Annotated in this window: 13 protein-coding genes and 1 pseudogene; 9 read left to right on the top strand and 5 right to left on the bottom strand. The window is 36.7% G+C overall.

Annotated features, from left to right (window positions below):
* Positions 1 to 7 precede the first annotated feature (7 nt).
* The gene (locus tag R7035_RS18880) at positions 8 to 910 is read left to right on the top strand and encodes a LysR family transcriptional regulator (RefSeq protein WP_318131182.1); all 903 of its coding nucleotides are present in this window, start codon (positions 8 to 10) and stop codon (positions 908 to 910) included.
* Positions 911 to 936: 26 nt separating this feature from the next.
* On the opposite strand, the gene R7035_RS18875 is transcribed toward R7035_RS18880, so the two are convergent.
* Positions 937 to 2,526, bottom strand: coding sequence for an L-lactate permease (locus R7035_RS18875; RefSeq protein ID WP_258484332.1), 1,590 nt, complete (start codon positions 2,524 to 2,526; stop codon positions 937 to 939).
* A gap of 516 nt (positions 2,527 to 3,042) precedes the next feature.
* Between R7035_RS18875 and dld the strand changes: the two genes are divergently transcribed.
* Both dld and R7035_RS18865 read left to right on the top strand, forming a co-directional pair.
* A complete protein-coding gene (dld, locus tag R7035_RS18870; RefSeq protein WP_213907061.1) occupies positions 3,043 to 4,749 on the top strand; it encodes a D-lactate dehydrogenase in 1,707 nt (568 codons plus the stop codon).
* Between the two features lie 178 nt (positions 4,750 to 4,927).
* A complete protein-coding gene (locus R7035_RS18865) occupies positions 4,928 to 6,808 on the top strand; it encodes a hypothetical protein (protein WP_258484661.1) in 1,881 nt (626 codons plus the stop codon).
* Between the two features lie 41 nt (positions 6,809 to 6,849).
* On the opposite strand, the gene R7035_RS18860 is transcribed toward R7035_RS18865, so the two are convergent.
* Positions 6,850 to 7,413, bottom strand: a complete 564-nt coding sequence (locus tag R7035_RS18860) for a TetR/AcrR family transcriptional regulator (protein ID WP_213907048.1) — start codon at positions 7,411 to 7,413, stop codon at positions 6,850 to 6,852.
* Positions 7,414 to 7,596: 183 nt separating this feature from the next.
* On the opposite strand from R7035_RS18860, the gene R7035_RS18855 reads away from it, so the two are divergent.
* The 3 genes and pseudogenes from R7035_RS18855 to R7035_RS18845 form a co-directional block, all read left to right on the top strand.
* Entirely contained in the window at positions 7,597 to 8,268 is a 672-nt protein-coding gene (locus R7035_RS18855; RefSeq protein ID WP_258452880.1) for a DJ-1/PfpI family protein, read from the top strand.
* A 269-nt stretch (positions 8,269 to 8,537) separates the two neighbouring features.
* Complete coding sequence (locus R7035_RS18850; RefSeq protein WP_213907046.1) at positions 8,538 to 9,440, top strand: diguanylate cyclase; 903 nt, start codon at positions 8,538 to 8,540, stop codon at positions 9,438 to 9,440.
* A gap of 168 nt (positions 9,441 to 9,608) precedes the next feature.
* Positions 9,609 to 9,804, top strand: a pseudogene (locus tag R7035_RS18845) (helix-turn-helix domain-containing protein); the annotation flags it as partial.
* Between the two features lie 252 nt (positions 9,805 to 10,056).
* Here the strand turns inward: R7035_RS18845 and R7035_RS18840 are convergent.
* The 3 genes from R7035_RS18840 to R7035_RS18830 form a co-directional block, all read right to left on the bottom strand.
* The gene (locus R7035_RS18840) at positions 10,057 to 10,236 is read right to left on the bottom strand and encodes a hypothetical protein (RefSeq protein ID WP_250159040.1); all 180 of its coding nucleotides are present in this window, start codon (positions 10,234 to 10,236) and stop codon (positions 10,057 to 10,059) included.
* Between the two features lie 377 nt (positions 10,237 to 10,613).
* A complete protein-coding gene (locus R7035_RS18835) occupies positions 10,614 to 11,870 on the bottom strand; it encodes a Y-family DNA polymerase (RefSeq protein ID WP_213907045.1) in 1,257 nt (418 codons plus the stop codon).
* The gene (locus tag R7035_RS18830; protein WP_213907059.1) at positions 11,870 to 12,283 is read right to left on the bottom strand and encodes a S24 family peptidase; all 414 of its coding nucleotides are present in this window, start codon (positions 12,281 to 12,283) and stop codon (positions 11,870 to 11,872) included. The genes R7035_RS18835 and R7035_RS18830 overlap by 1 nt, the downstream gene beginning before the upstream one ends.
* A 521-nt stretch (positions 12,284 to 12,804) precedes the next feature.
* Between R7035_RS18830 and R7035_RS18825 the strand changes: the two genes are divergently transcribed.
* The 3 genes from R7035_RS18825 (at position 12,805) to R7035_RS18815 (ending at position 15,316) form a co-directional block, all read left to right on the top strand.
* Entirely contained in the window at positions 12,805 to 13,119 is a 315-nt protein-coding gene (locus R7035_RS18825) for a hypothetical protein (protein WP_025510681.1), read from the top strand.
* A 3-nt stretch (positions 13,120 to 13,122) separates the two neighbouring features.
* Positions 13,123 to 14,565, top strand: a complete 1,443-nt coding sequence (locus tag R7035_RS18820) for a DUF4041 domain-containing protein (protein WP_193269598.1) — start codon at positions 13,123 to 13,125, stop codon at positions 14,563 to 14,565.
* A gap of 298 nt (positions 14,566 to 14,863) precedes the next feature.
* On the top strand, positions 14,864 to 15,316 hold the full coding sequence (locus R7035_RS18815; protein WP_053350286.1) for a hypothetical protein: 453 nt from the start codon (positions 14,864 to 14,866) through the stop codon (positions 15,314 to 15,316).
* The last annotated feature ends 199 nt before the right edge of the window (positions 15,317 to 15,515 follow it).

Here is a 15,515-nt window from a genome sequence, read left to right as displayed (position 1 = left end):
GTATTTTATGAAAAATTCGTTTGATTTCATAGTGTTTTATAGTGTCGTAACAAGTGGGTCTTTTAGTCAGGCTGCCATAAAGTTAGGGATTGCTAAATCAGCTGTTAGTAAAATTGTATTTCGAATGGAAGAGGAGGTTGGCGTTCAGCTTTTATATAGAACTACTAGAAAACTTTTCTTAACGGAGGCAGGTAGCAAGCTCTTTGTAGGAGCGAAGAAAGTATATGATGCGGCAAAAAAAGCAGACGAGGCACTGAATGGACTGGAACAAAACTTATCAGGTACTATTAAATTAACTGTTCCGACTATATCAGGTGAATTAATTTTTCCTGAGATTATATACGAGTTTAATAATAAGTTTCCTAAAATAAAAATAGATATGGATTTGGATAATAAATATGTAGACATCGAAAATAACGGATTTGATTTAGCAGTCAGAACAGGTTCATATCCTGATTCTTCGTTTAATGTGAGAAAGTTGGTTGATGCAAAATGGACTACTTGCTTGTCTCCTATGTATATAGCTAAACATGGACTTCCAGATTCTCCAAGTGAACTCAATAGGCATAAATGTTTGACGTATTCTTTTCAGGAAGGTGGAGCAAACATTTGGAGTTTTAAAAACGCTAAGAAAAGATATGAAGTTGAGGTCAATAGTACTTTTTCTTCTAACAACTCTTCTGTTTTACGAAATCTTGCTATTTTGGGTAATGGGATAGTATATGTTCCAAGAATTCTTATTTATGACGATATAAAAAATGGGAGTTTAGTTGAAATATTTAAGTATGATACAGCCAAAGAGATAGGTATATATGCAATTTATCCCAAATCAAGAACTCAATCAGAGAAAGTTGAGTTATTAATTGAACATATATATGATAAATTTAGTCAAAGAAACTCCCATTTTTAAAACGAGACTCGAAAGTCTCGTTAATATTATATAAAGTAGCTCATTAATGCTGCAACTAAGCCATAAATAGTCATAGGAATGATAGTTCTTTTCAATATATAGCCTTCTTGTCTGGATATTCCTAATATTGTAGATACAGCAATTATGTTATTTATACATATCATATTACCCATAGCTCCTCCGACAGATTGAAGAGCAAGAACTTTTGACTCTTCAAGACCTACATTTATAGCAATACTTTGTTGTATTCCTCCAAATGTTAAGTTTGACACCGTAGCTGAACCAGAGAAAAACGCTCCTAATGCTCCCAAATATGATGCTAGATATTGCCAGTTCTCTCCAGTAAACTCTGAAAACGCCGTCCCAATAGTCATTATTGGAGATTTACTTCCACCAAGCATCATCAACTTCACCATTATTAGCGCCCCAACAAGAGCAATAAATGGATACTTAATTCTGTCAGTAGTATCACTGCATATTCTTCTCAAACTGGTTGAAGATATATTAAATATAAATATGGAAATAACAACTACCAAAACGAACGGTATTAAAGCTGGAACGTAAAGCAATTTATATGACCAAGAAGCGCTTGTTCCAAGAATATTGCTAACTTTAATTATAAACGCCTGACTGATGCTTAAATCACCTATCAATCCTAATGATAAATTAAGCATTGATGTATCATCGAGTAATAATTGTTTGATACCAAACTGTTTAACACGAGTAATAATTAGAATAAAGATCAACAATAAAGTAGGAGATATTGCTTTCAAAATCTCAAAATTACTAACAAGATTACTATTTGAAATCTTACTACTTGTATCCGATTGTTTTTCTAATCCTAACTCTTTTTTTGCTATAAAAATTGTTATTAAAAGTCCAATTGCACCTCCAATTAACGCTGGGAACTCATAGTTCCACTGTGCAATATGATAGTATGGGATCGTACATGAAAGAGTACTTGCCAATATAAACTTATAGTTTGATTTAATCTTCTCCCAAGGTACAACAAACTTAAGTGCAATTAGAGGGATTATAAATGCAGAAACTAGGTGAATTAATGCAGAAAACTGTGCTGTTTGAATAATATCTTCTTCGGACAATCCTAAGTTTGAAAAACCAAACCAAGTCGGAGTACCTACAGCTCCGAAAGATACTGGAACGGAATTCATCGTCAGTGTAAAAAGAACTACTTTTATTGGAGAAAAACCTAAGCCAACAAGAATAGGTGCTGCTATAGCTGCTGGCGTACCAAACCCAGAAGCTCCCTCTATCATAAAAGCAAAAGCCCAGCCAATTATCATTAGTTGGGCAACCTCATTTCGACTAATGGACTCTAACCAAACCTTAATTGTTCTTTCAGAGCCAGTATAGTAGAGCAACCTATTTAATAATATTGCACCTGCTACTATCGAAATCGGAGTTGTAGCTGATAGCATGCCAGAGACGCTATATGCACTGATTGTGATCATGTCAGTATCAAAGTGAAAAAACTGGATTAGAGCAACCATAAAAGCTGTAAGCGGTAGTGCTATATGTGAAGGTACCGCATTTTTCTTTGTCATCATCCATATCAGAAAAGCGATAGGAATGATGGATATAAGTAGGGATATCATTATTATACTCCGATGCTTAATTTCAACCTTGAAATTAAACATTCACATTTTGGATTTTTTGTAAGGGGTATTATCAAAATTTGCTTAATTAAAAGCGTAAAAATAATACCTTAAATGATTCATTACTACACATATAAAACATGGTGTATATATCTCAGAAAAATTATTTGTGTAATATATTTTCAATTAATTAATAATTGTTAACAATATAAAACCCATATAAATCATATAAGTGCTTAATTATGAAGTTTGAACTTTGAACTTATTGTTTCTAATTAGAAACAGTGTTTTTCTTAAATTTGCTATTGATGTTAAAGTTCATATTATTCAATCATTTATCTATGTTTCTAATTAGAAACAGTGTTTTTCTTTTTTGTCTCATTCATTTAAGTATCTGAAAGTTAAGTTATTTATTGTTTGTTTGGACTTGTTGTCTTTAATTTCATTCACTTACAATAGATTTGATTTTCCGAAGAGTTTATATTTCCAAATCCCTACATAAAGTGAGAAATGATGATGAATAATAAAAAAATAATCGATGAATTTGTATCTATTGTCGGAAATGATAATGTTCTTACTGATTCTAATAAAACCAAATATTTCCGTTCAGGATTTCGTTCTGGATGCGGAAAAGCAATAGCAATTGTTTTTCCAAATTCACTCGTTGAGCAATGGCGAGTAATCCAGGCATGTGTGAATAATAACTGTATTATAATCATGCAAGCTGCTAAAACAGGACTTACAGAAGGCTCTGCTCCTAGTGGAAATGATTATGATAGGGATGTTGTTGTAATAAATGTTACAAGAATAAATCAGGTTCAGTTGTTAGATGGCGGCAAGCAAGCATTATGCTTTCCAGGAACAAGTTTGTATTCATTAGAAAAGAAACTTAAATCTGTAAATAGAGCACCACACTCTGTCATCGGTTCATCTACAATCGGAGCAACAGTTATTGGTGGTGTTGCAAATAACTCGGGTGGCGCTTTGGTCAAGCGAGGTCCTGCCTATACAGAGCTTGCAATTTATGGTCAAGTAGATAAACACGGTAAATTGCATCTTGTAAATCATCTCGGCATCGATGGTTTAGGTGATACGCCAGAAGAAATTCTTCGAAATCTTGAGTTAGGTAATTTTGATTCTACTCAGATTCAATATGATGAGAGGATGGCTTCCGACAAGGAATATGATCAACGTGTGCGAGATGTCACTTCAGAGATCCCGTCTAGATTTAATGCTGACGAACGTCGTTTATTCGAGGCAAGTGGTTGTGCTGGTAAAATAGGTGTATTTGCAGTTCGTGTTGATAGTTATCCTGTTCCAGAAAAGGAGCAAGTATTTTACGTTGGTACAAATGATCCTTCACAACTGACTAAACTTAGAAGAGACATCTTGACGAATTTTGAAAACTTGCCAGAAATGGCTGAATATATGCATCGAGATATTTTTAATATTGCAGAAAAGTATGGCAAAGACGTATTTTTATCAATCGATTTGCTAGGTACTGATAGATTGCCCAAGATGTTTGCATTGAAAGCCAAAGTTGAAAATATCTTGGATCGCGTTCCATTCGTTAGCAAATATCTTCCCGATGCAGTCATGTATTATGCAAGTAAATTATTTCCTCAGCATCTGCCAGAAAGGATGTTGGATTTCCGTGATAAGTACGAACATCACTTAGTTCTTAAAATGAGTGAAGCTGGAATCAGAGAAGCACAAATCTATCTTCGTGAAGTCTGGGGAGAAAAGCGAGATTGTGATTTCTTTGAGTGTACACCAGAAGAAGGTAAAAAAGCTTATTTACATCGATTTGCAGCAGCAGGAGCGGCTATACGTTATGAAACGATCCACCGTAAAGATGTAGAAGATATAGTTGCTTTAGATATTGCGTTGAGAAGAAATGACGAGGAATGGTTGGAAAATTTACCCGAAGAGATTAGTAAGAACCTTGTCCACTCGCTGTATTACGGTCATTTTATGTGCCACGTTTTTCATCAAGATTACATTTTCAAAAAGGGTACTGATACAAAATTGATGAAAAAGTTGATGTTAAAACACCTTAATGCACGGGGAGCAAAATATCCAGCAGAGCATAATGTAGGACATCTGTACGAAGCTGATAACTCACTTCAGAAATTCTATCATGAGCTTGACCCGACCAATACCTTCAATCCTGGTATTGGTAAGATGGAAAAGTACAAGCGCAACTGTAGCTGTTGTGTTTGATAACTCTCTTATTGAAAAGGCCACCTTATTAATCTCAGGTGGCCATTTTTTTCCTAATTTATGACTTTTGTAAAATTTTTTTAGAGTTGTAAGCACTCGTAATCTTAGTCTAGTAATCAAGTTATCATTAATGTCTATCTAGTAGAGTAAAGGCTTTGTTCATATAAGGAATGATTCATTGAAAAGTACTACATTAGCGTTATCTTACCTAGCGATCGTCACTGCGTTAACGGGTTGTAATTCGAGTAGTGAGAAAAACACTGATAAAGATGTTACGCATAAACCCGCCGCTAAAAATGTTTTTATTTCTGAGTGCTCAACTACTGTCACGGGAATGACTCCTTTGCAGTTCGAAGTTCAAGGTAAAACAGCAATCATCGATGGTGTTTCATGCGATGGTTCAACTTCGGCATTCAATAACATGTTATCTAAAAATCCATCGGTAAATCAGCTGTATTTGAGGGATATTTCTGGCTCTATTGATGATGATGCTAACTTAAAGCTTGGACGGTTAATTAGAAGTAAGAAGATGAAGACGGTTGTAGATAGTAACAGCCATGTAACTTCTGGGGGCGTTGATTTATATCTTGCTGGTGCTTCAAGAAGTTGGTCTGCTGGAGCTAAACTTGGTGTACATTCATGGAGTGACGGGGTGAAAGATGGTCGTGAGTACCCATCATCACACAGCTCACACGATATTTTCACGTCTTATTACCAAGATATGGGCATTAACTCTGATTTTTACTGGTTCACATTGAACTCAGCTAAGTCAAGCTCCATGCATTACTTGACGCTTGATGAAATTGTTAAGTATGAAATAGTCACTGAGGAATCTAGTTTTTTAGGTATAACAACGGTACCTAAAGAGCTAGCTAAAACTTACTCTTTACAGTTAGGATTTGACCGCTATACAGAGGTTAAAACTCCAAACGGAAAAAGAATACCGATATTAGCCCAAGACGAGTTGACGGATGAACAAATAATTAGAGCAAGGAATGTATTATCGCATTACTTAACCAACTTTGATGGTTCTGAGTATGGGGATAATAAATCAGAAATCGCGAATAAGATGGCAGAAAATAACGCCAAACTATTACTGCTTAATGGCAAAGATGACGGATCTAACCCAGCGGCAAAACTTGATGGTCAACCTCTATACAAGGAGGAAATCCAAGTCGAGGGTGGTAGCTGGTACATCGAACAAAATTATGAACATAGAGATGCTACCTTTGAAGAAATATTGCATCTTGTCCATGACTACGGTATTGGCGTGGATCAAAATGAAAAGTTTTTGGGCGCATTACCAGGTTATCAAGCGGAGTTAAGAAGTGCTCAAGTCAACGCTCTTACAGGAAAAATCTGGGGCCTCGGAGAAGATAATCAGGCATGGATACAAGAGCTGACTAAAGAGAACAGCCTGTCTCAAGAATACTATGCAGCTGTTGTTGATTCCTATTATGGCTTGTGGGGAGCTTGGGGACAAAAAGAGATTGCTAGTGTAAGTATCGAAGGAAGTGCTGATGTGGCTGATACTGAAACATCCACATTAACTGACCTGTTAGATGCGACAGAACTAGCTCTCCTAGAAGAAAGAAGAAAACATTTAGAAGAGAAATTCAAAGGCGGTATGTGGGGCATTTATACAGCTAAGACAAGAGCAGAAATGTCTACTCTTGATCCGTTGGGCTTAAAAGCTGTACAGAAATTACTTCACCCATACCTTACCTATAATGCAAGAGTTTCTAAGAGCTTTGAAGGAACGTTTAGTTTAAAGTTTGACACTAAGTTGCCTTATACACACCACTCACAATATCTGAAGAATATTACACTAACTGGCAGCAATAATGTAAATGTTATTGTAAATAAACTCGGAAATAAAATTGTTGGTAATAAAGGTAAAAATACAGTTATCTTCTCAGGTGATGAGTCAAATTATACAATTACTAAATTAAGGGATGGAAAATACTCTATTTCTGATAATCGAGATAATGGTGATGGTGTTGTCTTATTAGAAAATATAGAAAAAATAAAATTCTCTTCTTCTGAACGAGACCTATAAATAGAAAGCCACCATATTATGGTGGCTTTCTATTTACTCAACTAACTCAAGGATGAGTTTATAATAGATTGCGTGAAAAATTGTAGATATGATAGCTCTTGTTCTGCCGAAGATGGGCCTGATTTTAATCCTAATTGTGTTATGCAATCAATGTGTAATGCCGCAATAGAACCTGCTACTTGCTCGATAGGTATTATCCAAGAATCTTTTCCAAATACTTTTAATAATTGATTTTCCACTTCACTTGATAAACAATCTCTGATTAACCTTGAAGCAATTGACCAATCATCACCCATTTTGTAAACCATAGAACGACCTATTCCATTCCGCCTTGACGCCAAGCTAGCCATATTAATGAAAGATTGTTGTGGTAGGCTACTCAGCCAAGCTTCTTTAGTATTCATTTGTGTAAATAATTTTTGAAACAACAGTTTATGCATTTCAATAAAAACACAGAGCTTTCCATTATAGTGTCTATAAAATGTACTTTTACTAACATCTGCTTTAGATATTATTTCCAATACAGAGATTTCACAATAATCTTTTACTAATAATAAATCTCGAAAAGCAACTAGAATTCGTTTGCAACTTTTGTTTCTATACATTAGGTTTACTCCTATCTTATTGAATAGGATAGTGTGTTGAAATTTATAGTCAATATTAACATTAACGGTTTGGGACTATTGTTAAAAATAGTCCCAGATCGAACAGTTTGACTCTTTAGTTTCTAGTGTTTGATTTATAAAAGACTAAAATGGCTTCTCAATCATTTTATTGAGGCATTGATAATGGAAAAGTTAAGTAAGAATCTGAATGTTGGAATATATATTTACCCTGGTGTTACCATGCTTGATGCATATGCTCCGTTACAAGTTTTAGCTGTAAGTGGATTAGTTAATGTTTTTACTTTTTCAAAAAGTATTCAACCTGTTTCTTCAGATGCAAATGTTAAGCTTTTACCTAACTATAGTGTTCATGATCTTCCCCATGTTGATGTATTAATTGTTCCTGGCTCTGCAAACCCGATAGAGCAAATCAGAGATAATGAAGTCATAGATTTTCTGACAAAAATTGGCAGTCAAGCAAAGTACATAACATCTGTTTGTACTGGCTCTTTAATCCTAGCAGAAACGGGGTTACTAGATGGTTATAAAGTAACTACTCATTGGGCATACAAAGAAGCTTTAAATAAATATCCCAAATTAACGTACTTAAATCAGAGAGTTGTAAAGGATCGTAATAGAATAAGTGGTGGAGGCATCACATCTGGATTGGATTTTTCTCTGGAACTTTTAGCTGAGTTATCTGGGGATATTAAGTCAGTTGAAAGTCTAGAGTTACTCTTAGAGTATGACCCGCAACCCCCTTTTGGCTGTGGTAACCACAATGACGCCAAAGATGAGATGAAGAACTCCGTGCAGAGCTTGGTTAAGTCAATCGCGTACGAAATGTTTAATTAAATTCAATTGATGACATGGTGTCTATGTTGTGCATGAAATTGTTATCATAGGCATCAATCACACTACGATTTAACTCTTGTTTCACATATTTGTAAATTTTTAAAATTTGTTTAAATATATTAAAATTTTAATTTTTCTTTGAGCGTGCTTAGATCACAAATATACATAAAGAAATGGATATATGTTGTATTAAATATATAATTTATCTTTATCACTTTCATTGGGTCACTTTGGTTAGATATCCTTTGGTTTGATAAGGTATATGTAGAGTGAATGCAACCGAACACATTTCAGATTTCTTAAACTGTCTTTCTGACGCAAATATAATTGTAGATAAATATTCTAATATTGTATTTGCAAATACCTATTTTTTTAAATTGTTTGGATTTAATAAAAACGAAATTTTTAATGAAAAATTGGACGTTATAATTCCCAGTTACTTTGCAAAACAGCACCATAAAAAAGTTGATGATTTTATATCCAACAAATGTCAAAGTAGAAATATGTCTTCTAGAGGAACAATCCTGTGTGTACGTTCAAATGGGAAGTTTTTTAGAGCAAGAATTTCAATAGCAAATATCTATTTTGATGGAATGGACTGTGCTATTGCAACCATTTTTGATGTTACTAGCACTGAGAAACTAATTGAGGATCTTCACGTTAAGGCCTTCAAAGACCCTCTGACTGGGTTATTTAATAGACACGAATTGGATCGTATTATTAACAAAAGTTCTGATTTGTTGTTCAGTTCTTCTTCATACATAGTGACTTATTTAGATCTTGATGATTTTAAGGTTGTTAACGATACCTATGGACATAATGTGGGAGATTTATTACTTAAAGGTGTCTCCTCTAGACTTATAGAAAGTGTTCGAGAATGCGATATGTGTTTCCGTGTTGGTGGGGACGAATTTATAATTCTATTTAAGCTGACGGATTCATATAAAGAAGAATATCAAATAGACGCTATAAAGTGTAAAATTACCAATGTATTATCTAAGCCTTTCTCTATCGATGGACTTTCATCTAAATTAAAGATTGAATTTAGTATGGGGGTCTCAGTATATTCTAAACATAGTTGCCATCTTAATGAAGTTATAAAAAAAGCAGACAAAGATATGTATAAAATAAAATTTAAAGACAAAAACTTTAAACGTCTTTTTTATAATTAGTATTTTTATTATTAAATTTTGACTGGTCGGTTTATAACTAAGAGTTTATTATCTAGTGACTTGTACTAGTTCCGACTAGATCTGACACTTAAGTTTGATAATAAGATTGTTACCCACTTTTATTAAAGGAGTTTAATTCGTAATCAAAGACAACTAGTGGTAACTCTCATGCTTCATACTAGTAATCCAATCATCAAATACAAAGCTGGGCTTCTCAATCTTGCAGAAGAACTTGGCAATGTATCTAGTTGCCTGCAAGATTATGGGTATCTCACGAGATACGTTCTATCGCTATCAAGAACTAGTTGAAACTGTGGTGTCGATGCTTTACAGAAGAACACCAAACTTGAAGAACCGAGTTGATGGTTAAATAGTACTAGCCGTTCTCAAATAGGCCATTGATTTTCTTACTCACGGGCAATCAAGTCGCTGCTCTTGAGTGTAAGAAGCGCATGATGAAGCTTGTGATGAGATAGAAACAGAACACCCAGGCTACCTAGGATTATTGCCATGCAAGAAATTGAGAACCAAATTATGTTCTGAATCCTACGCTAACTTACCTACCAAATCAGTCTTATCACAGCCCGCTGACAACGAGTGTTATAGCACCAAGTTTTTAACAGGTCTCATTCAAAAATACCTTGTAGTATTTCGGTAAGAGCAACTCACCTTTTTGCCATTCTAATTGAACGTGTTGGCATCGGCCTTGGTAACGATAGTTACCGTCGGCGTAGATTAACGTGCCTTTATCTATAAACTCATCAAGGAACACAGCTTCTTCGATTTTATCGTCCATTCTGATTCTTGTTTGCAAGTCTCTATCATCATCTATTGCTATCGTCAGAATCCTATTTTTGGCGCTGAACTCTACAGATCTAAGATTACTAATTTTGTTTTCATCGCCATAAATAGTGCGTTGTATAATCAGCTATTTTAACACGGCGTTTTAGATAAAAATTGATTGAAACGGCAGTCTTGTTGGAGTGCTCAATAAAGAGATATGTTTCAAAGGTCTTAGTAGAGTAAGAGAATTTTCTTCACGTTAGGGCGTTTGACTCTAACGAGCGTAAAGAAGTTTAAGACGGGGCTGCTGAAGAGTACATGAAGGCAATCCAAATGGAGCCAGTAGAAGACAGAAAATATACCTAAAGTAAGGTGTTAAGAATTGAACTGTTAACACCTTACTTTAGGTATATCTAGCCAGTTGGTTGTATATTGCGGAGTAAGCATTTCTCTCCGCATGCTCCATTTCTGCTCTATGCCTTGGGAACCAACAAAAAGCGTATCAGTGCCATACCGATTATTAAGACTATCCAACACTTTCATTAACTTATCATTACTCGGAGTTTGATTTAACAGATCTAATTGTTCGTGCTGCCCATTAACTAGATCGATCAAACCGATGCCAATTTTGTAATAACGTACACCTGGTTTGAACAATTGTGTTGCTGCCTTCGTAGCAATTTTGACCAACTGCATTGAGTCAGCAGTTGGATATGCAAAATGATGAACTATACGGAAGCTCTGAGGTTTATCATCAAATGGGGAGTTGGAAGCAAAACAGAGCATAGCTTTACACAGCGACTTTTGATTTCGTGCTTTACGTGCTGCTATCGCGGCGTGTTTACTTAGTGCTTGCTTCAGTAGTTCAAGGTCGGTGATTCTTGTTCCAACACTACGAGTTGAGTAAATCTGCTTTTTATCAGCTCTAGCTGTGTCCCAGCCCTTGCAAGCGACACCATTTAATTCACGAACGGTTCTTTCAATTTCTACTGAAAATTCCCGACGTGCTTGTTCTGGGGCATACTGAGACAAATCATAAGCCGAGTTAATCCCCATATGTTTTAATCGTGTTGATATTTTTTTGCCCACTCCCCATACATCACCAACTTCTAGCTGCTTTAATATAGAGGTACGCTGATGTTCATTGTCGATAACGCAAACGCCCTTACAGCCTTGAATTTTTTTAGCTGCATGATTGGCAATTTTGGCGAGGGTTAGCGTTGTTCCCATACCTATACATACTGGTAATCGACACTCTTTCCAAACGGCTCGTCGGATTAAAGAGCCATGTTCTCGTAAGTCTTTAATGGCAGGAAAGCAGCGATGAAAGGAAAGAAATGATTCATCAATGGAGTATACATATTGCTCAGGCGCAAACCGCCCAATAACATCCATCATTTTGGACGACAAATCTGCGTAAAGTTCATAATTAGATGATAGAGCAATTACACCTTTCAACTCACACAATGCTTTGACTTCAAAGTAAGGTTTAAACTTTGCTATACCTGCTTCTTTAGCTTGACGATTAGCTGCAACGACACAGCCATCATTATTCGACAGAACGATTACGGGCTTACCTCTCCACTCGGGTCTAAAAACTTGTTCAGCACTACAATAAAAGGAATTAGCATCAACTAGGGCAAACATTATTTTCTACGAGATGAGAGTAAACAGCTTGGGCGGTGACAACGGATAGATCGAATCACTACACCTTCAATCGAAAATGTATCTTGAGCATGAATACAGATAGGCATCATTGCTTTATTTGCAGATAAGAGTGATCGACGTGTCATATCTAGCATTTTACAAACGAACTCACCATTATAATTGGCCACGATTACATCAAGGTTTTGGACGGCAACGTGACGATCTACAATCAACAAGTCACCATCAAAAATGCCAATCTCTTGCATAGATTCCCCCATTGCTTGTCCGATGAATGTAGCACTTGGATGCTCAACTAGCAGTTCATCAAGGCTCATTCCTACTTGTCTGTATTCAGCAGCAGGGCTTTCAAAGCCTGTAATACCAGCGCTTGCTAAGATAGGGATAACTTTCATAATAAAAATATAACTGTACATATATACAGTTATTTTGGAACTAAACGGTTTGATCGTCAAGGGCATTAGAGAGAAAATAACGCACTAATCCTACTAAGTGTTTTAGGATGTATCGGGTCGGCAGTAGGGCTACCTATCGTGCATAATTCGCCAATTTCATATACATACACCAATAAAAATGCTTGAAAAGAGGGTAGGGTGTAAAGGGATTTTCTTTACGCTTCGGGTTAGTCGTCGATTGCTATTGTAGAGTTTTGATACTGCGAGTCTGGCTGAAGCATTTATGCCCCAAAACGAGTCAGCGACTGCATGAGTCATTACTCTCCATGCCATCATTTGGAATATTTTTTCTAACCCAAAGCAAGGGGCTAATCTGCCTGTGAGAAACATAGATATTTGAAACCTTAGCACTCTCATAGCTATAGACTTTATGCAATCTGTTTGACTTCAATAACAACCCTTCCAATTTTGTTGTGCTAGCATCGGAAGCATATTTTTAATTTGCTCAGAGGAGAAATGCATTGGCCAGACGAGGAAGTGGTTTAAGGACCGCTATAAAGGTTGTTAAAGCTATAGATAGGGCCAACAAACAAGCCGCCCGCGAAGCTCAGCGTAGAGAGAAAGCTCGGCAACGTGCTGAAGCTCAAGCGCTTAGAGAGCATGAAAGAGGTGTGCGCGAAGCTCAGCGAGAACTAGAGCGGCAAGTAAGACAGCAACAATCCGCAGCAAAGCAAGCATTTAAAAATGCGCTATCAAATGCAAATGAAGAGTACCAAGACCGCTGCGAAGAACGAGCCGCCCTTAGAAAGCAATTCATACAAGAGGTTTTAAGGTAAACAATGGATAATAATTTACTGATATTAGCAGGCATATCTTTGTTAGTAGTTTTGCTGACCTATATAGTGACGAAACGCTCTGCGGATAAAAAAGTTGGACAGTACAAGTCAATTGATGAAGCGTTAACGAAAGCCAAAGAAGAGCACGAGACATTAAAGAAAGCAAATGAATCACTACAGCAAGCTACTGAGATAGCAAAGAAGGCGCTTTCCAAAATTAACGCTGAAACTGCCGATCTACAAGCTTTGAAAGGACAAGATGACTCTCTTAAAATTAGTATTCTAGAACAGCAACAGTCTCTTGACGCTGCCCAAAACACTCTAAATGAACTTCATGCCAATATTGAAAAAGGCGAACTGGATCTGAACGAGCTAATGGGTGGGATAGACTTGTATTCACGACTCGATGAATATACTGCTCATGGTCATTTTGAAATGCCACAATATCTTTACGAAACATCAACTCGCTATTCTGAAGAGATCAAAGACATACGGCAGCAACAAAAAGACATGATTAAAGCGAAGACCGCAGTCACCTTCCCAGAAACGACCGTTATTTCTAATGACAAGTCTTTAAATAAAAAAATCCTCAATGGTCAAGTTAAGCTAATGCTAACTGCGTTCAATATTGAATGTGACATGCTTATTGGCAAGGTTTCTCCAAGCTCATTTGGTCGTACGCTGGAACGAATCGAGAAACTAGCAAACAATCTAGAAAAGTCGGCTGCGACACTGGAGTGTGGTTTTGATATTGACTACATCGAACTAAAATTCGAAGAATGTAAGCTTCAGTATCAATATACCCTGAAGAAACAGGAAGAAATTGCCGAGCAAAAGCTCATCAAAGAGCAAATTCGTGAAGAGCAGAGAGCAATAAAAGAGTTTGAAAAAGCGATTGCTGAAGCTGAGAAAGAAGAAAAAATGTATCGAAACCTTCTTGATAAAGCTCAGCAAGAGCTTGCTCAAGCTAATGAACAAGAACGTAGTGAAATGGAACAAAGAATAGCCATTCTAGAGCAGCAATTGGCCGAAGCTGAAGCTAAAGAAGAGCGTGCTAAGAGTATGGCGGAGCAAACTCGTAAGGGCCATGTGTACGTGATAAGTAACATTGGTTCCTTTGGAGAAGATGTTTACAAGATAGGTTTAACGCGCAGGTTAGAGCCTATGGACAGAGTTAAAGAGCTTGGTGATGCCAGTGTACCATTCCCATTTGACGTACATGCCATGATTTATACTGATGATGCCCCTGCACTCGAAACAGCTTTGCACCGTGAATTCCATTCTCAACGTGTTAATGCAGTTAACCTTCGCAAGGAGTTCTTCAGTGTCGATCTAGAGGAAATTAAAGATGCCGTTGAAAAGATCGCTGGAGTAGATGCTGAGTTTAAAATGACCGCTCTGGCGGAAGACTATTATGAAAGCCTCCGTCTTAGTGATGCCGCATGATTTAATAGTTTGTCCGTCTTCGAGTCAGCCAGATCAGCGCTGGCTCACCTTTGCCTCAAGGCTATATAGAGCAAAAGCTATTGCTCACTTCAAACCTAGTAATTCTCCCTATCAAAAGTTATTCGAAGGAGTTTGGAGAGCGTCTTTTTTAATTATAAGGCATCATGCAATCTAACCCCTATTAATGCTCATTAACCTATTGATTACACGTTGATATGGCATTAAAAAGGTTGCATTATTAGTGGATAAAAAACGGATTTTAGCCGACTAATAAGAGTTAGAAGTTTTAGGAATAAATATGGGACGCAGGAGAGAACTAGGTAGTATTGCAAGCGGTATTATTGGCTCGTTTCGGAGTAGAAACAATGATGTCGATGGTTATTGGGGTATCGGTAAGCTTTACCTGTCCGTAGACCACCTTCAAAGCAAGCGTGTTTCAATAGACCTTTGCTCCCAACAGATTGCTCCATATTACCCGCACTTTGACCTCATGACTGAACGCTATTCAAAGATTTTTAAAGGGTTGCTTGTAAAACATTCAATTCCGTTTGAATGGGTTCGCTCAGCATACATTTATGTTGAATTTGAAGCAGAATATGAGGAACGTCATCACAATTGGCGCAGTGCATTAGGAAATCCGTGCAATCTCGTTTGTGTAGTCATAGATGACAATGGCAAAAGTCATGTCGCTCGTGCGTATACAAACTGTTTCCCACATGACGCGAAAAGGGAAAGTCGGAGCACTAGGTGAGCAAACTTCTAACAAATTGTTCAAGAGTGATTCGCAACGCGTGGCATTTTCACTTTGCGTTGGTTTATGTGTTTAAGGTGGTATGCGGCGGCTTTGGTAATGCGTTGCTCACACCTTAACAAGGCGTTATATGCTTCAAGGAAAATGATGAAAAAAATCGCACTTTCAATAGCTTGCTTAATGGCCTCCAATCAGGCTA

It is taken from the genome of Vibrio sp. 1731 (genome assembly GCF_033339955.1).
GTDB classification, from domain to species: Bacteria; Pseudomonadota; Gammaproteobacteria; order Enterobacterales; family Vibrionaceae; genus Vibrio; species Vibrio alginolyticus.
This window is presented reverse-complemented; position numbering and strand designations above follow the sequence as displayed.